At 38.7% G+C, this 21898-nt stretch carries 23 protein-coding genes; all 23 read right to left on the minus strand.

What is annotated here, in order from left to right:
• Positions 1 to 347 (minus strand): ATP-binding cassette domain-containing protein (locus tag ACMN7X_RS07775; RefSeq protein WP_418746898.1); only part of this gene is annotated, 347 nt, incomplete at its 3' end.
• Positions 344 to 1216: a hypothetical protein gene (locus ACMN7X_RS07780; RefSeq protein ID WP_418746899.1), complete on the minus strand. Its 873-nt coding sequence runs from the start codon at positions 1214 to 1216 to the stop codon at positions 344 to 346. The genes ACMN7X_RS07780 and ACMN7X_RS07775, both read right to left, overlap by 4 nt.
• Positions 1209 to 1967: a hypothetical protein gene (locus ACMN7X_RS07785; protein ID WP_418746900.1), complete on the minus strand. Its 759-nt coding sequence runs from the start codon at positions 1965 to 1967 to the stop codon at positions 1209 to 1211. The genes ACMN7X_RS07780 and ACMN7X_RS07785 overlap by 8 nt, the downstream gene beginning before the upstream one ends.
• A 16-nt stretch (positions 1968 to 1983) precedes the next feature.
• A complete protein-coding gene (locus tag ACMN7X_RS07790) occupies positions 1984 to 3171 on the minus strand; it encodes a hypothetical protein (RefSeq protein ID WP_418746901.1) in 1188 nt (395 codons plus the stop codon).
• A 58-nt stretch (positions 3172 to 3229) separates the two neighbouring features.
• Complete coding sequence (locus ACMN7X_RS07795; RefSeq protein WP_418746902.1) at positions 3230 to 3646, minus strand: hypothetical protein; 417 nt, start codon at positions 3644 to 3646, stop codon at positions 3230 to 3232.
• 496 nt (positions 3647 to 4142) lie between these two features.
• On the minus strand, positions 4143 to 4535 hold the full coding sequence (locus ACMN7X_RS07800; protein WP_418746903.1) for a hypothetical protein: 393 nt from the start codon (positions 4533 to 4535) through the stop codon (positions 4143 to 4145).
• A 152-nt stretch (positions 4536 to 4687) separates the two neighbouring features.
• The gene (locus tag ACMN7X_RS07805; RefSeq protein ID WP_418746904.1) at positions 4688 to 5233 is read right to left on the minus strand and encodes a hypothetical protein; all 546 of its coding nucleotides are present in this window, start codon (positions 5231 to 5233) and stop codon (positions 4688 to 4690) included.
• A complete protein-coding gene (locus ACMN7X_RS07810) occupies positions 5233 to 5901 on the minus strand; it encodes an ABC transporter ATP-binding protein (protein ID WP_418746905.1) in 669 nt (222 codons plus the stop codon). Before ACMN7X_RS07810 ends, ACMN7X_RS07805 begins: the two co-directional genes overlap by 1 nt.
• Positions 5902 to 5914: 13 nt before the next feature.
• Positions 5915 to 6778: a hypothetical protein gene (locus ACMN7X_RS07815; protein WP_418746906.1), complete on the minus strand. Its 864-nt coding sequence runs from the start codon at positions 6776 to 6778 to the stop codon at positions 5915 to 5917.
• Positions 6779 to 7402: 624 nt separating this feature from the next.
• Positions 7403 to 8224: a hypothetical protein gene (locus ACMN7X_RS07820; RefSeq protein ID WP_418746907.1), complete on the minus strand. Its 822-nt coding sequence runs from the start codon at positions 8222 to 8224 to the stop codon at positions 7403 to 7405.
• A gap of 3 nt (positions 8225 to 8227) precedes the next feature.
• A complete protein-coding gene (locus ACMN7X_RS07825; RefSeq protein WP_418746908.1) occupies positions 8228 to 8884 on the minus strand; it encodes a hypothetical protein in 657 nt (218 codons plus the stop codon).
• Positions 8885 to 8995: 111 nt separating this feature from the next.
• Positions 8996 to 9445 carry a DUF2712 domain-containing protein gene (locus ACMN7X_RS07830; protein WP_418746909.1) on the minus strand — a complete coding sequence of 150 codons (450 nt, stop codon included), beginning with the start codon at positions 9443 to 9445 and terminating at the stop codon, positions 8996 to 8998.
• A gap of 137 nt (positions 9446 to 9582) precedes the next feature.
• The gene (gene lanM, locus ACMN7X_RS07835) at positions 9583 to 12384 is read right to left on the minus strand and encodes a type 2 lanthipeptide synthetase LanM (protein ID WP_418746910.1); all 2802 of its coding nucleotides are present in this window, start codon (positions 12382 to 12384) and stop codon (positions 9583 to 9585) included.
• Positions 12385 to 12470: 86 nt separating this feature from the next.
• A complete protein-coding gene (locus ACMN7X_RS07840; protein ID WP_418746911.1) occupies positions 12471 to 12617 on the minus strand; it encodes a hypothetical protein in 147 nt (48 codons plus the stop codon).
• 523 nt (positions 12618 to 13140) lie between these two features.
• Positions 13141 to 14460, minus strand: coding sequence for a sensor histidine kinase (locus ACMN7X_RS07845; RefSeq protein WP_418746912.1), 1320 nt, complete (start codon positions 14458 to 14460; stop codon positions 13141 to 13143).
• A complete protein-coding gene (locus ACMN7X_RS07850; RefSeq protein ID WP_418746913.1) occupies positions 14460 to 15176 on the minus strand; it encodes a LytR/AlgR family response regulator transcription factor in 717 nt (238 codons plus the stop codon). The genes ACMN7X_RS07845 and ACMN7X_RS07850 overlap by 1 nt, the downstream gene beginning before the upstream one ends.
• A 109-nt stretch (positions 15177 to 15285) precedes the next feature.
• Positions 15286 to 15555, minus strand: a complete 270-nt coding sequence (locus ACMN7X_RS07855; protein WP_418746914.1) for a hypothetical protein — start codon at positions 15553 to 15555, stop codon at positions 15286 to 15288.
• 64 nt (positions 15556 to 15619) lie between these two features.
• A complete protein-coding gene (locus tag ACMN7X_RS07860; RefSeq protein ID WP_418746915.1) occupies positions 15620 to 16414 on the minus strand; it encodes an ABC transporter ATP-binding protein in 795 nt (264 codons plus the stop codon).
• Complete coding sequence (locus ACMN7X_RS07865; protein WP_418746916.1) at positions 16407 to 17333, minus strand: ABC transporter permease; 927 nt, start codon at positions 17331 to 17333, stop codon at positions 16407 to 16409. Before ACMN7X_RS07865 ends, ACMN7X_RS07860 begins: the two co-directional genes overlap by 8 nt.
• Positions 17334 to 17433: 100 nt before the next feature.
• Positions 17434 to 18459, minus strand: coding sequence for an ABC transporter substrate-binding protein (locus ACMN7X_RS07870; RefSeq protein ID WP_418746917.1), 1026 nt, complete (start codon positions 18457 to 18459; stop codon positions 17434 to 17436).
• 98 nt (positions 18460 to 18557) lie between these two features.
• The gene (gene plsY, locus ACMN7X_RS07875; protein WP_418746918.1) at positions 18558 to 19187 is read right to left on the minus strand and encodes a glycerol-3-phosphate 1-O-acyltransferase PlsY; all 630 of its coding nucleotides are present in this window, start codon (positions 19185 to 19187) and stop codon (positions 18558 to 18560) included.
• A gap of 2 nt (positions 19188 to 19189) precedes the next feature.
• Positions 19190 to 20518, minus strand: a complete 1329-nt coding sequence (gene der, locus ACMN7X_RS07880) for a ribosome biogenesis GTPase Der (RefSeq protein WP_418746919.1) — start codon at positions 20516 to 20518, stop codon at positions 19190 to 19192.
• A 5-nt stretch (positions 20519 to 20523) separates the two neighbouring features.
• Positions 20524 to 21897, minus strand: coding sequence for a DUF512 domain-containing protein (locus tag ACMN7X_RS07885; RefSeq protein ID WP_418746920.1), 1374 nt, complete (start codon positions 21895 to 21897; stop codon positions 20524 to 20526).
• Between the last annotated feature and the right edge of the window lies 1 nt (position 21898).

Raw genomic sequence — 21898 nt, forward strand, 5'->3', positions numbered from 1 at the left:
TCCAGTATCTTTTTTAAATAGGCTTTATTTTTACGATGCTTTATCCGATATAATATATCCAGATTTTTTAATCCGCTGGCATTTTTTAAAAATGCAGGCTCCTCTATGATAATTCCGGCTCCGGTCAGAATGGCTCCTTTTTTGCTTCTCTGAACGCCGTCAATGATAATCTCTCCGTCATCCAGATTCATAAATCCACAAATACACTTAAAGAGTACCGTTTTTCCCGAACCGTTATGTCCCACAATTCCATAAATATGGCCGGATTCGCATTGAATGGATACGTTTTTCAGTACACACTGTTCGCCAAATTGTTTCACACCATTTTTTACTTCAATCGTTCTCATTCTTCTTCACTACTCCATTTTAAATCAATTGTCCTCAGTCTGATCAGCGCGGCTGCGCTAAACAGGATACACATGATTATGTAAGCCGATAAAATAAAAATTAACGACGGCAGTCTCGGTATTCCATACTTAAATTGCCCGATTTCTGTAATACGGGTCCATGATATGGGAGAAAAATATATTGCCAAAGGTCTTAACACAATCGGAAAATCATCTAAAACAATTGGTAAAACAACGAATATACTAACACAAATTAAAGTTGTTATTCTCCCCACAAACAAACTTAATGAAAACATCATAATGCCAATAGCGCTGCCGGCTAACCATAATATAATCATTGTTAAGGCCATAAATTGCAAAGGTGTATATTTTCCTATGATATCATACATAAAACTTATTGAGATTTTATAGGCTTCTCCCATATTTGTTCTCGATAGAGTATATATAACTTTTCCCCACCCTTTTTCAAATGAAATATACGGCAGTAAGACCATAATGCTTAAAAAGAAGCTGCCTAAATTAAATATAAAGCTGCTTAAGAATATTTTTTCTAATTGTATAATTCCCCATCTTGTCCTTCCACAGCGTATCATTTGATATATTGTATTTCGTTGAACAAAAGGCGCATCTGAAAAAAAATAAATATATAATGCAAAAAAAATCATATTATAAAAACTTATCGACACTAGGAAAGGGAAAAAGTAAGGTGTTATTGCATATCCGGTTAAATAAGAAAATTTTCTTAACGTTATGGTATATAAGACATTTAAAAATACAATTATCATCATTACGGATAAATATTTTATACTTAAAATTTTTCTCTTAACTTCTGCAAGGGGAAAATAAATATATAACCACGCTTTATCCATTGTTCAATCTCCTTTTAAGTTTCCTATCTAAGATACAAACGAGTATTGCAAATAAAATACACGATATTATAAGCGTTATCATAAATGATAGAAATTCATTACTGTGTATCGTGTATAGCGGACTATATATCCAGTGAAAACCATAATCTCCAAAAATAATTTCCGATAAATAGCATAGAGTATAATAGCTTATTATAGGCAATGAATATAAAAATAATTTATTTACTATATATAAAGAAGCCACTGCACAAAGTAACGCAAGAATCCCTGTTAAAAGTCCCATTTGAATACTGCACAAAATAAAATAAGGAATATACATTTCGTTTGAAATAAAACTGCTAAAAGCACCCCGAATATAATTTTCAGATACCCAAATCAATTCGTTATATTGAATTTTTACTATTAAAATATATAATGCTGTTCCCAATATCATGGTTAATGCCGAGGATAAAAAAATTGCGAAAGCCTTAGACAATCCATAATTGAAAACTTTTCCACGAATAATCATTAATTGATAAAAACGACATTCCATATCCTGGCATATTCCGTCACCATAAGGTAAAATGCAAAATATATATACTAATAATGTTTGTATTTGATAAATATTGAATTGATACATTTCAATTAATGAATAGCCCTCATAGGGTTTGGCACCGAATATGTAAAATATTGCAGCCACTCCAATTATAGATATTAAAAAACGCCATGATCGCAGCACTCTTTCCATATCTAAACATATATACTTTTTCAATCCTGTTCCCCTTTTCTCACGAAATAATGGTGCCTGTTTCCGCATCAATTATCGCTTGCATAGGTGTTTTTACACTCTGGCCATTCTCTGTCTGTATTTGCTCCATAGATATAATCCAAACAGGGAAAAAATCATATGTATTTTGTAAATTTTTTTGAGCCATCATATAAAGTTCCATTTTGTATACATCAAAAGTTGCATCCGAAATTAACATTTCATATTGATTTTCCATCAATTGTGTCAAATCTTCCAGAGGCAAAGGAGAAACAAGCTTTTGATCTGCTGTATCATCTATTTCAAATAATTTATCAATATCTAAACGTTGAATTCCATTTTTTGAATAAAGAACCTGAACTGGGCTGTTGCATATATCCAATTCTTTAATTACGTTTCCATAAACATAATATAGAGGTAAACCGTTTACTTTTTGCCGTATAAAATAGTAATAGCAATTATCTTCTTCACTCCAGGATTCCTTATATTTACTCGTATCTTCAATCCCATCCATATTTATGTTATACTCTTCTTGTTCGAGCATACTATAATTTAAAGCGTATGTAACAGTTTGAAAATCAATTTCCGGCTTAAAACCTATATCGTTTAACAGTAAAAGAATTTGTTCATAGCCATTTTCTTTATTCATAAACTCCAATTCACCATTTAATGCATATTTGTCCATATTATATCTGGGATCCCTTGAGTCAGGGTGGACGCATCGTAAAATGTAATTTGACCAGGGGGTTAAAAATGTTAATGTTTCTCCATTCAAAAACATCTTTTCTTTATTTGTACCCTCATAAGCCATATTTGGAATTGGAACTCCTTCTTCTCCTATTCCTTCCCCTTCGTACGTCTTTTCAAAATGAACATTTGAAGTTAATTTTTCATAAGCCTTTTGCATATCATAAGTTGCTCTTTTCCCGGAAAAACGATATAAATTATTGATATCTGCTCCTTCTTCGACAACAATATCTGTGTTAAAATGCAATTTGGAATAATCTGCCTCAAAATGTTTTGGGAAATCCAGAGTATCTACTGCGGAGGCTCCATTATCTCGCTCGGGAACATTCGTAGCACTTACGATATCGTTATTTGTAACCGATTCTTTTTTATCCTTTATCGGATTCGGATTCGAGTTGCAGCCGGTTGACATACATACAGCAGAAAGTAGAGAAAAAACCACCACAAGTACATATTTTTTCACAATCCACTCACCTCTTTCTTTAATTAATTTGCCGACAGAAAACTCTGCTGGCAAATATCTACGGACAATAATATCCAACAACATTCAAATAATTATATGGTGCAGCTTCATATAGCCCTGTAATGCCATGTAAATAGTAGTACTTACCTCCAGGTGCATATCCATTATCATACGCATATGGAAATGTTGTATTTAAATTTCTATAATGATAACTTTTACCACGTGATTCTACACTGCCGTCAATAGCACGAGATTTAAAACTAAATAGTCCTCTTTTATGACTCATACCAGTAACTCTGACATAAAAGTTCTGTTCATCATCATCTTTGATTTCACGATATGAATATGGGTCAGGGTTTGATGGGCCATAGGCAGTAACTGTTATGTCAAAAGGAATCGTCGAGGCTGAAGCAAAAGCCCCCAGTCCTAATACGCAAGCTAATACTAAAAGCATTGTCAAAGTTCTTTTTTTCATAAGGTTCCTCCTCGCTTAATTCTTTGGCATCAAAATACTTGAAATACCAACATTAATTTGCTAAGTTGCTGTTTATTAGATGTTCCACATGCGAAATAGGAGATGAGCTGTATAAAGTATATCTGTTTGTACCATTAAGTCGCTGCTTTTTGAAAATTAATTCAAGTTCATTAGCATTATTTTCATGAGGTATGATTTTCCGAATCATCTTCCATGTAATGAACCCATTTCGAGTTAGTATCCCATTTTCGCATATTTTTTCTGGAAGAAAACTAAATAAAACAATTCGGAGAAATTCTTAAAATTTGTTCATCAGCCATAGTCATAAATCCTCCCCGCATAAGAACAAGATATATCTATTATTTATTGATATATTGTTTGTCTGAAGGTTTCCAAATGATAATAGTATCCAGGATCCCAATACATACTCCAAGACTGAACATAAAATGTATAGCTGTCATCTAACTGTTTAAACATAAATGCATAGCAAGCTTTACTATTCAACGTTTTTATATTGATGATCAAATGAAGACATTAATTTGTTAGGTTCAATTTCATTTTCAGGTACAGGCATATCGTGAACTGTGATTTCATTTCCATCAGCATATAATTGACCTGTCAAAACATTGTACATCAATATATTTTCTTTTGAGCCTTCCGTAAATTTTACAATCTGAAACTTATCATTGTTTTCGATAATTTCTATGTTAGAATTGTGATTAGCAGAAGAAATGTTTGCCCTTGTTTCCTGTATTTCCTCTACAATGGTGACTAAATCGCGTTGTTCATTCCCTGTGTTATCTGAAAATCCCATAGCAAAAGCACTTGATGGCATCATACAGGAAATAAATGTAACGATGCTTAAGAATAATGCGATAAACCGTTTCATAGTGAAACCTCTTTCTAGTTAGATATCGACATCCATATAATTTATCAAATTTGATAATTCAATTATAAACTTGTATTTTTCAAAAAACAATCAGGTGGCCATGAACGTCCCCTTTTAGGCCATGAATTGCTTGTTTTTTTAAAATTAAATATTTATAATAGTTTTGCCATACATTTTTCCGGATATAATGAGAATGTCAAATATACATCTCTCATTAAAAAATTCTTCCACTGAGATTTCCGCATATGAATTGGTGCTGCAAATGTCGGTAATTTCAATTTGATAGTTTCACCTGGATGTAAAACCGGATTTAAACTCATATTTTTACCTTCATTTAATTTAGTAAATGCCATGTAATGAATCGCATTTTTCCATCCGCCGGATTCAAATATCAAAGAAGTAAGGTCGACTTTTTTTTCTGTAGCAGAATCATTCTTAATCGAAATTTCTGACATGATACCAATACAGTCTCCATAATTATCTCTCTCCCAGGAGAAATATTGATTGATATCCGCTTTGTTCATGATATAAAAATTTTCAATAGATACGGTTGTACCTTGGTATTCAATACATTGTTTTGGTTCAACAATCCTTATTTTAGTTTGAGGATATTTCATATTGACTTGAATAACACAAATTCCATAAACAATTAGAAAAATAATTATAAGCATTTTTATTAACGATTTTCTTTTTTTCATTACAAGGCGCCCTCTTTTTGTTTTCCTTCCGGTATATAGTGATTTATTATCTCTCCATCCTGCATACAAAAAATTTCATCAGATAAAAACTCTAAATCCTCTCGTATATGACAAGATACAATAATTAAAGCTCCTCTTTTCTTATGTTCAAAGAGTAACCCCTTTAAGATTTTGGTGCTTTGCTCATCCAGTGCATTTGTCGGCTCATCCAGTAAAATTAAATCTGGCTCTTCCATAAGCGCTGCTGCAATTCCCAGTTTTTGCTGCATCCCCAATGAATATTTTTTAACTTTTTTCTTTTCGTGTGGATTTAACCCAAGAACTTGCATTGTTTTTTCAATTTCTTCATCAGATATGTTATTTTGTATGGAAGCTAATAGTTTCAGATTTTTAAAACCGCTGTAAATCGGTATAAAACCAGGATTTTCAATTAATGCTCCTATACTTCTCGGAAAAGAAATATCCTGGCCTAAAGTTTCTCCACCTATAATGATTTCACCATCTGATAAAAAAACAAGACCGCTAATCAAGCGCATCAACATTGTTTTTCCACAACCATTTTTACCCCAAAGCCCGTAAATATGGCCCTTCTCCAAATTTAAATTAACATTTTTTATAATATTGACTTTCCCAATTTTTTTAGATACATTCTTCAATTGCAGATACATTCCACTTTCTCCTCTATTCGTTATAATTCGTTAATATATCTTTCCTTCTAAATCCTATATATCCAATAATTACAGAAATGCATATAACTGCCATCGAATACAAAATCCCATTTTTTAAAATTATTTCCGAAGATGAAATAAATGTATGATTTCGCATTAACATTAAATAGTTTCCTAACATCCATGGCTTTGAAATAAATATAGATAATATATATATTGAAGCAGATACAATCAATCCAATCAGCGGATGAATCAGTACAGCCCACATCATTTGAAATAATGAAATAGCTATCGTTACGAATGGAAGGGCTAAAAAAGCAATTAAAATAAATTGAAATTCATTTATGGATGTAACAGTCATTTGATTATAGAAAGTCTGTATATTAGCCTGTGGCATAATATTCATATTACCAGTGAAAATACTGCATGTACAAACGCATATGATAATAATGAAATAAAATAAAATAATACTTAGTATATTCCACATACATTTGCTGAACCACCAATACTTTCGCTGCTTTGATTGCAATAACATTAGCTGACCATATCCATGCAAATCTTTTAGCGGATAAAAGCTTAATGAAAATGCAATATATATGTACATAAAAATCCATGTAAATTCAGGAACATATATTTCTGTCAGTGAAAGGTGATACGGTCTCATCCCTTTCAAAATATATATAAACAAATCACCTATTGACAAATTTTCTGCCAGGTTCTCAAAAATAATTATGTTTCTGTGTTTCAAAATTAATTTAAAACAAAAAAGAAAAATAATTATAGAAAAAACGGCATATTTTTTCCACTCCAATAATATACCATAATATAAATCATATTTTATAAATTTAAAAAACTGCCTTCTTTTATTATTCAACATAAAACTCCTTCTTTTGACTAACCCATTCTCCTAATGCTAATAAAAAAATCGTTAGCAGAAAAACCAGCAATGATTTTTTCCAAATCACTCCGTCAATCCAATCTTCATGTTTCAAATAGATGTTTTGAAAAAAAATTCCACATTTACTATAGTATTCAAAATAAAATAAAATAAGAAGAAAAAACCAACTCATTATAGGAATATTAAAAATCCAGCGATTAATAATATAAACAACCATACTAAGAAAACATAAAAGGAATCCCAAAAGTATATATATACATAAACAGAAATACCAGTTTATATTTATTGTTTGATGCACATTTAAGAAAAAGGCACTTTCAATTAGATCCCAATTATATTTTGACATGCCACAAATTGATGAATATATAATTATAAATAAGATTTTGCCAAAAGATATTATGCTCGAAGCCAATAATGCGCTGATTATTTGTTTTCGCCATAGTTTTCTGCGGTTTGTATATCGTAATATAATGCAATTTGAAAAATCATTCTTTATGATTAACATAACTGCACATAAATAAACAATCATCCAATATGGATAAGATGTCTGAAAATAGGAATCCATAACAAACAAATCTAACAAGCATATTGAAGTTTCAGTACTTAACATATATCATCCTTACTTCCGTTAATAACAAATATAAAAAACGTTGTTGCCATAATTATGACCCCCTCTATTATTATTGGTAATATTCTATCCCCGTTATAAGCAGGATTTAAAAAAAAGACCATTTGCCAATCTGTTAAACCAAACATTGAAAATAAGGAATTTAAAAACATACTGAAAACAAATGGCGCAGTTAAGACAATAAACATATGATTTGTATAATAAGCGGCAATAAAAGCAATCGTTGCCAAAATCCCGCTAAAGACAAAAATAATCATTAAAAATATACATATATATAATATTGGGTGCTTAAAATAAAAATCCCCCAAGGTACTTTTCATCCCAATTAATGTAGTATAGTCTGCAGCCTGGGGACTGATCATTGGCAATACAGCTGAGGTTAAAATAAAATTTAAAATCAAAGGTACTATTGCCACTGTTCCGCCTGATATAAAGGTCGCCACATATTTTGCCCTATAATAATATTTTCGCTCTACACGGATACATAATTGCTGAATCATACGATAACGGATATCCTGGAAAAAAGAACCTGCATGAGGTAAGGTCACAAGCAACGGAATGAGAAAAAAATATAAATAAGAAAAGGTGTAAGTCTGTGCACCAATCCAGTTATTAAATACATTGAATGGATATTTCATACTATATTCTGTGCCCATATAAGTATCTTGGTAAAATGCCATCGGAAGCACGCTGAATATCCAGTGAAAGATAGTAATGCAGCAGCCCAAAAACAGGGAAAACTTAATTCCCCAACTTTCAAATCCTCTTGCTAATTCCAGCTTATATATATTCTTCATAATTTATTCGTCCACCTCTATTAATGGGTTAAGATAAATATTCGTAACATTATCCGTATCTGTGATTTCAACAATTTCACCTTTTTCATTTTTTCCATGCATAATAGCTCCTTCTGTACCAAACGGATTAAAATGTAGAAACCATTCATTTTCCTGCTGGGAACCATCGCTATTTATTTGATAAAACAGCTTAACTTCTGATGATTCATTCGGCAAAATCGAATAATGAAAATAGTCACCCTCCGTTTTCTCAGCATTAATATCATTTATATTATTCAATTGGAATTGTTCTAGTTCATTTCCTTCAGAATCTTCTTTTATCAAGCTTATGCTATTCAAAGCCATCACTTCTTCCACCGAAGCATGATTCGTAATAATCAACCAAATCTCCAGATAATTAGACTCATTTTCATTTTGGTGAAAGCTTACTTCTTTTACTTCAAAATCATAATTTCTAAGACTAGCCTTTGCCGAACCATCACTTTCCACTGTTTTCTGATACGTTGTTTCCTGCAAGCTTTCATTTTCAGGAACAACAGATTCCTTAAGCGTACTATTATTATCAATAGGGCCAAACCGCTTTTTATACATACTTCCCAAAATAATTATAACAATCATAATTAAGCCAAAAACTATTCCTATATTTCTGCTTTTTTTCATTGTAAAGCTCTCCACCTTTCGCCATACTTTCAATAATGAAAAACGTCAGCCTAACTTTATGCCAGACTGGCATCATTTTCACTTAACTAATAGGTTCCTATTCTGCTTATACTAAATGCTGTCAGGACTCCACCAAATATGTAAATGCATACCTTGCTTACCATAATATGGCCAAAATTTTAATGCAGCATTTTTTTCACCACATTCATTGACCAAATTAGGAAAATAATAGGCCTGACCAATTGGCAGATTTTTATATGGCTTATACGTTCTATCTACATATCCAGGGCCCAAAACAAAAACTCTTTCTATGTCTGTATTTGAGGCGTCATTATAGGCATAAGCAGATGAATCATCTCGTTTTTCTCTATACTCAGTTACTGCATCAGTAATCTCAACGAATGGACTATTATTGGTATACTCATACAAGGTGTCAGACCAATTCCCATCGGCATAGCCAAACAGAGAAATATTTGAAAAAAGAACTCCTACAATGAAAGTTGCTACATACGCAATACAGAATCCTTTAAAACCTTTTGATACTTTTTTTGATTTTAACATCTTTAATTCCTCCCTTTAATATTCTATATACCAAAGCTTTGATACTTCCATCATATCATCTAAGATTTTAAAAACAATCGGGTGGCCATGAACGTCTCTTTTTAGGCCATGAACTGCTTATCTATTTCAGAATTATTCTATTCCAGTCCCAATACATCCGGCAGAGCCGGAATTTTCTGTTTTAGCAGATAGTACAGGATGCCGCCATAACCGTTCATTAGCCCTGGATTTATCTGTTCCTGGGGTAAAAGCCGGATTTCTCCATCGGGCCACAGTTGCTTTCCCATTGCCTTTTCCAGTATCATCAGATTGCCGCAGATGCCGTGGCACAGGCTCCAGCTATCTCTCTTCCAGTATTCGTTCAGTTTTTCCGCAGCCCTGAGAATATCTTTTTCGAATCGGCCTCGCCATAGTTCATTTTTCAGCTTGTTATAGCATTTTAATCTTGAGAGCAATATGCCTCCGGCCCCATGACACCAGGCTACTGTTCCGATATCATCAATTTTTTCCTCTTTTGACCGCACATCTGTCCAGTTATTTATCCGGCTATCATATAAGTATTCTTCATATTGCCAGATCTGCTCCGCCAACTTTTCGTATTTTTCATCTCCGGTGATTTTCCATAATGCCGTTACCGGCATAAGGATTCCGCTGTTTCCATGGGCCATTCCGGCCATCGGCGGCATATTTTTTTCAACAGGCCATCCGATGCCTTTTTCCTGCCGAACAGCCGATTTTTCTAAAACATCAACCGCTTTCATAGCCATATTGAGGTACTGATTATCCTTAAGCACACTGTACATTTTCAGCAATACCTGCGCCGTCCCCGCATTGCCGGATAGCATATCATAGCTTTTATCCTCATCAATCAATTGATTTAATAAATGGGCGTGCTTTTTGGCATAATCCAGATAAATATTTTCTCCGCTCAATTGATATAAGGCCATATAGGTATATACGATGGAACTTTCGCCATTATAGACCCCGGTGCTTCTTGTTTGCAGTTTTTCCGGGTCAACGGATGCAGTATCCGTGTATTGAAAAAATGTCTGTTCTAATGCACGGCGCATATGTGAAACGGCCTTATCCCCGTCATAAAGCTCCAGAGCATATAAAATCAACCATATTCCTGCCAGCCCATCATAAAGATACATATTCATTGGACGAATATTCCAGACGCCGCTGCCATAGGAAGAAAGTTCCAGAGCATACCAGCCAACTTCTGTTTTCCTTTCATTCCATACCGCATAATTCATCAGCCGTTCTTTATATTTCTCTATATTCTCATGAATAAACTCTTGTAGATTTGTTTTGTTGATGTCGTTTTTCCAATCCGCTTTTTGAACCGGATATACCCGGTTGATGTATCTCGGCTCTCCGCCGGACATTAAGTCCAAAGATACGCCGATCAATGTGCTTTGCTGTTCCATATCCGATTCGCACATTTTATCCAGTCTTTCATTTAAAATATCCATGGCAGGGCATGGAAAATAATCCCTTATTTTATTTCCCTGTGCGGTAAGCAGCCCGGTTTCATTCAAAACATAGCTGAAATAAGGAATATCGCCATTTATCAGGCTGTCGATTTCACTTTGTATAATTTCTTCCTCTGACGGCTTCCGTCCCTGCCGCAGCAAGTCCAAAAACTTCTCCCGCTTCCCGCTCTTCATAAGTAAACTCGGATGATAGGAACCGGAAAGGAGCATGCTGTAGCGCTGTGTATCAGCAATCAGGTAACGGCTTTCCGTTGAATAGAGGTCTTTTAATAAGTCCCGGAACACTTCTTTATCTGCCATTACCCGGTGGTAAGCATCGGTGAAGCCGTGAAGGATTTGCGATTTATATAGATAAGGCGGATAAAATTCACCTTCTAAGGTTGCCAGATTCCGGGCCTTTTTTGATACCGGATATCGATATTCAATGTGCATCTCGGATGTCCGGGCCTTGGCGACGACCGCTATTTTAAAGGGATATTTTTGGCCGCTGTTCCCGCTGATGCCGCTGCTGTCCACGCCCTTTCCGTCTTTATTCCAGTGATAAACAGGGAGTAGGCCCGAATACAGCGCGGATTGAGACAGTTCATAAAGGATTTCTTCTCTCGCTGTTTTCGGTTTCTGAGTATGCCGGATATGAACCAATGTTTCCAAATCGATCAGCGCCGGATATTCCCCGGCGGCAATGATATTTTCATAGTGCAAATCCTTTGTACCGAGGAAATAGGTTAAAAATATCTGAACCCCCAAACGCCTGTAATAATTTTTTAGTTCATCCTGGCTATGGCAGACATCATCCTTAACAATCCTGCACCAGCTATGTTTTGGATAAGACAAAAAGGCGTAATTTAACTGGGAAATACCCGTTTTTACACTCAGCCATTTTAGCAGCTTCGAATAGATTTTTTCATTTTCCATCGAATGGGGCTTGTATAAAATCTCACAATCATTATCCAGCCAAATCCGCAAAACCTGTCTTCCATGATTGTGAACATCGGAAAAACCGCCGGATATCTTGGTGATTCGGTTCGCGCCGGGGCACAACCTTTTTTTGATTTCTTCTCTGTCCTTATAAAAATCATTCACGACTTCCGTGTAGTAGGTTATGGCATAATCCATCTTTTTTTCAATACAGTCTTTTAACACCGGAAAAGTGTCAAACAATTCCTTTGCAAAATCGTCTTTTCCGGCAATATCCCGGCAAAAAAAGTTATACTCCGCCTCAGGGTTATCACCTTTCAACTTTCCAGCCTCTTTGTCACTGTGCATTTTGGCAATCAATGTTCGCAGGCAAACCGATTGTAACTGTCCGGCCAGATATTCTGAAAAATCCTCATAGATTGTTTCCGAAAAATATTTCGATTTTTCATAGATATTTTTCTTTAACTCAGCCGCAGCCTTTTCGCAAAAACTTTTATAAAATGTTTCAAACACCATATTATCCATCGATTTTTTCTCCGTTTATCTGATCTATGTTTTAAAATAGCGAAAGCAGAATGTAAACACACTCTGCTTTCCACAAAAATATAAAATTAACAACAAAATATAGTAAAAAAAGAACCACATTCTATACTAAAAGAGCTTTGCTGTTCTAACTCATCATTATTTCTATCCAATTCAGAGATTTCCAACATCTCTGCCTCCAAATCGCCCGCGTATAAAAAATTTTTTTCAGTCAATGAATCCCCCTCCTTGTCTGTTTTTATTTTATAAAAGAAATCTGTATTTGAAATACATTTTTCTCAAATCTACCCGATAAGCAATATTTTTTTCTTTATTTCTCTTCTTCATTTTTTCTAACATCAATTAATTGTAATATAATTCCAGCTATATGCAGAGCCAAAATAAAAACGAAGATATCCCATGTGCCATGCCACCAATTTGTTACTGTTAATCCTATTAAGATTAAAAGCGTAACTGATTTAGTAATCATAAGTATTTTTAAATTGATTCTTTTTGAAAAAAAATTATATAAGCAAAAACTGATGGCAATACAAATCTCATATAAATAAATGAAATACGCATACTCTGTCTGATAAGAAATAACTATTTTATTACGAATACAGTCATAAAATGGTTGAAAAAAAATAACCAACATCCATAACCATAGACATATCACACTATAAAACAACTTGTATTTAAATTGATTTACCAAATAATTCCACCCTTTTAAGCGATTCTTTCGTAAAAAAACAAATTTTTCTATTTCATAAAGGAAACCTGTATTTTAAATACGTTTTCCTCAATTGAAAACGAAAAAACGCCCTCATTTTTTTCCACAATGCGCCGGACACTTTTGAGCCCGTAGCCGTGCATCCAGGCGTGCTCCTTTGATGTCAGCAGCTCGCCGTTTTTTATGATTGGCCGTTCGCCGATGCTGTTGGATATTTCAATCAACAACATGCCTCGTTGTTTTCTCAGCTTAAATAAAATCCATCGTTTCCCGGTTTCTATTTTGTCACAGGCTTCAATGGCATTATCCAGCAAATTGCCCGCCAGCACGCTGAGATCCCCATCAGATAAAGGTATTTCCATAAGCGCTGTAACACAGATGTCAAAGTCAATTCCCTTCTTTTCAGCGATGTCCTTTTTTTGATTTAATATAAAATCAAGTATCTTGTGCCCTGTCCATATTTTATTTTCAAGTCCAAAAATATTTTCATTGATTTCTGACAGGTACTGGCCAAATTTCTCATACTCTTTTTCCTGGATATAGCCCTGAAGAACCAGAAACTGGTGCTTTAAATCATGAAGTTTTTCTTTATTCGCTTCCATGTTCCGCATCAAATCCTGGTAATTCTGAAGCATCAGCGCATCCTTTGAGGCCAGCAACTGATTCTCCTTCTTCAGCAGCAGACTTTTTATATAAAGTCCCAATCCGAAAAGAATAATCAGCAGCAATGACAACAAGGATATACCGCTGTTTACTCCATCATATGGAATTCGGCCATATACCATAGCACACATAATTACCTGATATCTGCGCAGCAGAATAATGAAAATGATACTGCTTATATATAAAATTTTTTGATATTCTGAAACGTTTTTTAAAAACAATCTCCCCTTTTTCTTTAAGAGGAAGAAACATCCCATGATTGTCAGTCTCGACAGCAGGAGGATCGGAACTTTAATCCAGGATATTCCGTGATATATATCCTGTGCAGTTGGATAATCTAAAAACATCATGCTCAAAAACATAAAGAAAAAATCCAACAGGGCTGTCAGGGAATAACCGGTGACAACAAGGCTGACTGTCAGCAGTTTGCGGCTTTTAAAAACGGCTATGGCACATATGCTTGTGGCGGTCAGTCCAAATAGAAACGCACTGTGGGAGAAGAAGATAATATTTCGATTATAAGAAATCAATATTCCCCATAAAAGGATATTCGCCCATATGACAGCCTTTTCTTTCCTGTTCAAATATTCTTTTTCCAGAAGGGTGCTGTACAGCAGTTGGTAGCACAGCCAGACTTCCCCCATGGACAGGATGATCTGAATAATCTGGAATAGAATGTTGGTCATCACAGATTCCCCCAATGTTTGCTGAGCGTCATTTTAACATCGGTCAGCCGCCCCCGGCTGATGGTAATTTCATCCCCGTTTTCCATGTAGACAATATTCCCTTTCAGCCGGATAATATGCTCGATATTCACGATAAAACTCCGTTCAACAAAGATAAATTCCATGGAATTGAGTTCCTTCATCAACTGGTCAATAGGAATCCGTTCCCGATAATTGCCATGGAGCGTCATATATTCGACATATTTGGAACCCTTGACTTTCTTTATGTAGATAATATCCTGGTAGAAAATCTTCTGGGTGTCATTCACAGCTTCGATGATCCGAAATTTTTTCCGTTCTCTCTGGATTTCCAAAATGATCTTCCGCATGACCGGCGGGATGCGCTCGCCCATCTGCTGTTTTAAAATATATTGATAGGCGTCCACAATGTAACTATCCACCGCATAATGGGTGAAGGATGTCAGAAAGATTAAGTAAATATGCGGAAACCTCTCGTGAGCGGCAGCGCCCAATTCCAGGCCATTCATGCCGGTCATCTGGATATCGGTAAAAAGAACGTCATATTTCTCTCCGGGCTTTAATTTTTCAAGAAAGTCTTCTCCGCTGGAAAAGGTCTTCACCTCAACCTCCTCCGGCAGATCCTCAAGATGTTCAATGCAGGCCCGTGTCTGTTCCAATGTTTTTTCATCATCATCAACAATTGCCACGTTTATCATAAGTACCCTCATTTCTCGTTTATTATAGCATGTTTTTTAGTTTCTGTACTGCAGTGGCCATGAATCGTCCCATTTCAGGCCATGAATGGTAGTTTTGAAGTTGATAGTTCTATTTGGCCAGTCCATCGATGAAGGCTGAAACCTCCTCCACCGTGTAGCTGGCCGATACATATTCGGGAATCTGGGTCAGTTCCTTTGGAATCTGCTCTGAAGATATCTGGGGGAAGGTGATCCCGGCCACAAAAAAGGCCAGCGCCAGAAAACAGCGAAACAGGCAGCAGATCCCCGGACTGATTCCGGAGATGTCGCTGTAATCTCTGGTCATTCTTCCGCTCCGCATACGCATATTCTGAATTTCACGCCGAGTATTCATATCCATATAAAAACACCGCCGACATAATCTTATTGAAATTATATCGACGGTATTTACAAAATATTCCTGATCAGGAAAGCAGCATACGGTCGTTGGCAAATTCGCCGCCGCTGGCCTGCTCGAATTTCTCAAGAAGGTCGCTGACTTCCAGATTGCGTTTTTCTTCGCCGCGGACATCATAAATGATCTCACCTTCGTGCATCATGATCAGACGATTGCCGAGACGAATCGCGTCTTTCATATTATGGGTGACCATCAAAGCGGTCAAATGATTTTCTGTCACAATTTCTTCGGTCAGATCAAGCACTTTTTTCGCCGTTTTCGGGTCCAAAGCTGCCGTATGTTCATCTAAAAGAAGAAGTTTCGGTTTTTTCAGTGTGGCCATCAAAAGGGTCAATGCCTGACGCTGCCCGCCGGAAAGAAGGCCGACTTTGGATGAAAGACGGTTCTCGAGGCCCAGATCCAGCCGGGTGAGCAGCTTTTTATACTGCTCTTTTTCTTCGCCGGAAATACCCCAGCGAAGTCCGCGGCTCTGACCCCGCCGTAACGCCAGGGCAAGATTTTCCTGAATTTCCATGTCGGCGGCCGTACCCCGCATCGGATCCTGGAATACCCGTCCGAGATATTTCGCGCGGGCATACTCCGGAAGCCGGGAAATATTTACCCCATCCAGAGTGATCACTCCGGAATCAATCGGATAAACGCCGGCGATCATATTCAGCATGGTGGATTTTCCGGCGCCGTTGCCTCCGATAATGGTAACGAAGTCTTCCGGCTCAAGATGCAGGCTGATATTTCGAAGCGCCTTTTTTTCGTTGATAGTTCCAGTATTAAACGTCTTGCTGACATTGGAGATTTTAAGCATTTTTCTCTCCTCCTTCCGAGTAAGCACGTTTTGCGCGATATTTATCTAAAGAAACAGGAATACAGAGGGCAAGAGCAACAATGATTGCTGACAACAATTTCATATCGTTGGCATCCATACCAAGCTGGAGTACAACGGCACGAATAAGGAAATAAACAACGGAACCGATAATGGCCGAAGCCAGGCGGCTTCCAAAGGAACGGAGTTTTCCCATCAGCACATCGCCGATGACAATGGCCGCCAGACCGATAACGATGGCGCCGGTGCCCATACCGATATCCGCATATTTCTGACTCTGGCAGACAAGGCCGCCGGAAAGACCGACAAGGCCGTTGCTCAGCATCAGAGCGATCATTTTTGTCATTTTTGTATTGACGCCGAGGGCGCGGATCATATCTTCGTTATTACCGGTTGCCCGGAGGGCCGAACCGATCTCTGTGCCGAAAAACCAGTATAATACAGCGATAATGACAATCGCTATGATAAGGCCGATCAGGCCGGAGGCCTGGGAAGATTTCAAACCTGTCAACTCAACAAAACCGGAAAAAATTGTTTTTGTCTTTAACAGCGGAATGTTACTCTTTCCCATGATCCGAAGGTTGATGGACCAGAGGGCAATCTGGGTTAAAATACCTGCCAGGATTGCCGGAATATCAAAGGCCGTATGCAAAAGACCTGTCACTGCGCCCGCGATCATTCCGGCCAGCGTCGCAAGAACCAGGGCAAGCACAGGATTCATTCCATGAGCTACGACCAGGGTAGCGCAGACACAGCCGCCGAGGGCAAAACTGCCGTCAACGGTCAGATCCGCGATATCAAGAATCTTATATGTGATATATACGCCAAGCACCAAAACGCCCCAGAGTATCCCCTGGGATGCAGCGCCCTGTAATGCCAGCAGTATACCGCCAATATTCATGAGCATTTCTCTCCTTTTTTATTTAGTGTAAGTAAATTAAAAAAATAGCCCCGGCAAATATCAAATCATATTTGCCGGAGTATCTTTTAAACGATTAAATTTATTCAAGACCGGAAATATCAATTCCCAATATTTCAGCTGTATCGTCATTACCTACAAATGTACATTTTTCTGCCGGATAATATTCAATCGGCATTGTTGCCGGATCAGCGCCCTCGGTAAGGATCTTAACAGCCATCTGGCCTGCCAGATATCCCAATTCGTAGTAGCTGATGGTGTATGTACAAAGTCCGCCGGCTTCAACCATACCCTCTTCACCGCAGATAACAGGAAGTTTATTCTCGTTAGCTACCATGGATACAGTGTTCATACCTGCTGCAATAGTGTTATCTGTAAAAGCATAGATACAATCAACTTTGCCGACTGCGGATTCAACAACGGACTGGATCTCATTGGAGCTTGCAACGGAGAACTCTTCATATTCAAGGTTTGCTGCGTCACATGCATCTTTTGTCATCTGAAGCTGGATCTCGGAGTTGCTTTCTGCGGAGCAGTAAAGAATACCGATCTTCTTTGCATCCGGAAGAACCTGCTGAAGCAGTTCGATCTGAGCTTCAATCGGAGTTAAATCGGAGGAACCTGTAACGTTTCCGCCCGGTGCGGCATTGTCTTCAACCAAACCGGAATCTGCGAAATCTGTGATGGCTGTACCAACGATCGGAATTTCGGTTGTAACGCCTGCGACAGCCTGAGCAGCCGGTGTTGCGATGGCAAGAATCAGATCATCGCCGTCATTTACTAATTTTTCAGCGATCGTCTGACATGCGGACTGGTCATTCTGAGCATTCTGCTGGTCGATTTCATAAGAAATGCCGGAATCATCCAATGCGGCAACAAAACCTTCATTGGCAGCATCCAGAGCGGCATGCTCTGTCAACTGAAGAACGCCGATCTTATAAGTTTCGCCGTCAGCGGCGGCTTTGGATTCGCCGGTGGTTTCTGCAGTTGTCTCTGCAGTAGTTTCTGCTGTTGTCTCAGCGGTTGTTTCTTTTTTCTCTGAACCACATGCTGTCAGGGAAGCAACAACCATGGCACCTGCCAGTAAAATTGCAAGTGATTTTTTCATGTTTTCATCCTCTTTCCTTTTCATACTTCAATACATAAAAGCGTTGAAGCAACGCTTCTATATAATGATAAATGATTTATGTGAAAAAGTCAATTCTTTTAGCCTTTTTTCTTACGCTCAAAGCGGTTTTCATTGCCATTCAGCAGTCGTTTGATATTTTCGCGGTGACGCATCCAGGCCATAAGCCAGAATACGACGCTGACAGCAAACAGATGCCACTGCCCCGGATAAAAGATCAGAACGCAGACAGGAAAGGCCAGGCTCATATAGAGGGAGCCGACTGAAACATATCGGGTTGCAAAAAAGATGATAAAGAAGCCGATAATACCAATCAGGCCGATCCGCAGGTCAAGCGCCAGCATCACACCGGAAGTCACGGCGATTCCCTTGCCGCCTTTAAATTTCAGGTAAAAGGGATAATTATGACCGAAAGCCACACCAAGCCCCGTGTAAGCCAGCAAAAGCTGAAAACTCATGGACGGAACAAGAAACCGGCCATAAACAAGGTGTTCAACCAGCACTATGGCAATGATCGCTTTCAGCGCGTCGCCAAGATAGGTAATATAACCGGCTTTCTTCCCGAGGACCCTCAGGGTGTTTGTTGTTCCGGCATTTCCGCTGCCGTACTGACGGATATCAATTCCGTGGCACTTTCCGTAAATATAACCTGTCTGAAAGCACCCGAAAATATATCCAATGAAAAGGCAAAGAATGATATCTCTCAGCATCTCTATTTATCCTTATCCTTTCTCTCTCGAATAATAAATTTGAGCGGTGTACCGCGGAAACCGAAGGCCTCGCGGATTTTATTTTCAATATAGCGTGTATAGGAAAAATGGGTTAATTCCTTATCGTTGACAAAGATAACAAAAGTCGGCGGTTTTACGGCCACCTGGGTAATATAGTATAATTTCAGGCGGCGGCCCTTATCCGACGGCGGCTGCTTTAACGCGACGGCTTCCGCCATGATCTCATTCAGGACTCCCGTGCCGATCCTCATCGAATGATTTTGAATCACCATATCTATGAGTTCATAAAGCTTTGTGATCCGCTGCCCGGTCATGGCCGAAATGAAGATCAGCTCCGCATAAGGCATGTAAGCCAGAGTATCGCGGATTTTCTTTGTATAATCATAGATGGTCTTATCATTTTTAACGACCGCGTCCCATTTGTTCACGGCGATGATCACGCCCTTGCCCCGTTCATGGGCGATTCCCGCAATCTTTGCATCCTGCTCCGTCACGCCTTCTGTGGCGTCGATCATCAAAATAACGATGTTTGCCCGCTCCACGGCAGACACGGCCCGGATAATGCTGTAACGCTCCAAATCCTCCTTAATCTTGCTCTTTCGGCGGATTCCGGCCGTATCGATAAAGACATATTCCTGCCCGTTAAATTTGACCACCGTGTCGATGGCGTCCCGGGTTGTTCCGGCAATATTTGAAACAATGGAACGCTGGCTCCCGCACAGCTTATTGATCAATGAGGACTTGCCCACATTCGGTTTCCCGATAATGGCGATCCGAGGGCGTTCATCCTCTTCTTCCTCGACGGAGTTATCCGGAAAATGCTTCACGACTTCGTCCAGCATATCCCCCAGGCCAAGCTGGGAAGCGGCGGAGATACCAAAGGGATCGCCAATGCCCAGGTTATAAAATTCGTAAATATCCGCCTCATATTTCTGAAAACTGTCCACCTTATTGACGGCCAGAACGATCGGTTTCCCCGATTTTCTGAGCATATCCGCGACCCTGTAGTCCGCATCAATAACGCCCTGCTGAACATCGGTGACAAAAATAATAACATCTGCGGTGGCAATGGCGATCTCCGCCTGCTCCCGCATGCTGGATAAGATCAGATCTTTGCTCTCCGGTTCGATACCGCCTGTATCCACCATGGTAAATTGCTTGTCCAGCCAGGTGACTTCCGCATAGATCCGATCTCTGGTTACCCCCGGCGTGTCTTTTACAATAGATATCTTGCGTCCGGCCAGCACATTAAATAATGTGGATTTTCCCACATTTGGCCGTCCGACCACGGCCACGATTGGTTTGCTCATATATATTAATCTCCTTCTTCGATCAGCGCATCATACAAATCTTTTCCGTTTGATTGTACAATACGAATCGGAACTTGTAAAGTTTTTTCAATTTCTGAGATATGCACATCATCCAGAAGCACATCTTCACCGCTGCGAAGTACATTGACGGGAAGCAGCAGCTTTTCTCCAAGGTCCCGGCCCTTTAATGCCCCAATAATGTCCTGCCCTGTGAGCAGTCCGGACACGGTGATGCGGGAACCGAAGAAATAGTTTGTCACCTCAACGACTTCTGCCCGGATATTCGGGTAAACTTCGTTCAAATCCTTAATGAGTTCTCTCAGAAAAGGTCCGGCCAGCTTTCCGGTGGCAATGGTACACCGGCTTTTTTTCATGCGGCTTTTTTCAAAGCGGCTTTCCGATGCCTCTGTTCCTGCAGCCACATCTTCGTTTAACGCCTCATGGAACTCCCGTTCCTGCAGGCGGAGCATGCCGACGCCGTTTTCCAGCTGAACATAGCCGTCATAGTTTTCTTCCGGCGGAAGGGGTTCTCCCGCAAGAATATACCATTCATCACTGGCATGGACAAAGTGAGTGTCATACTCTTCCATAAACTTTTCCTGATAACCATGGATAATATCGATCACTTCTCTGGCATCCTCCGGTGTAAAGGCCTCCAGAGGATAAAGTCCCTCCCGATGGTCCGACAACCCGACAGGCACCACCGACAGGCTTTCCATATAGGGAAGAAAACTTCCCAGATCGCCAATGGTCTTTCTCAGTTCATCGCCGTCATTTACGCCCTTGCACAAAACAATCTGACCGTTCATTAAAACGCCGGCCTCATAGAGTTTCCCCATCTGTTCCATGATCTTCCCGGCAAACCGGTTGTGAAGCATCATGCAGCGCAGTTCCGGGTTGGTCGTATGCACCGAAATGTTGATCGGCGATAATTTGTATTTGATAATGCGGTCCAAATCCTTATCCTTCATATTTGTCAGGGTAATATAATTGCCCTGAAGGAAAGACAGTCTGGAATCATCATCTTTAAAATACATGGTGGAGCGCATGCCCTTCGGAAGCTGGTCGATAAAACAGAAAATACATTTATTGCTGCAGGAATGATAATCATCCATCAGGCTGGATTCAAAGGTGATGCCCAAATCCTCATCGGCATCCTTTTCAATTTCCAGAATCCACTCCTCACCGTCAATTTTCTGTACAGCCAGCTCAATATATTCATCCTCGATCAGATACCGGTAATCAAAAACATCTTCAATTTTCTGGTCATTTACCGCAAGGACCCGGTCTCCCGGCTCTAATTCAAGCTCTTCGCCGATACTGCCCGGAAGCACCGTTTTTATTACGTGCCCTTCTTCCATTATCGATTCTTCTTTCATA

Source organism: Frisingicoccus sp., from assembly GCF_048388605.1.
Classification (GTDB): domain Bacteria; phylum Bacillota; class Clostridia; order Lachnospirales; family Lachnospiraceae; genus Frisingicoccus.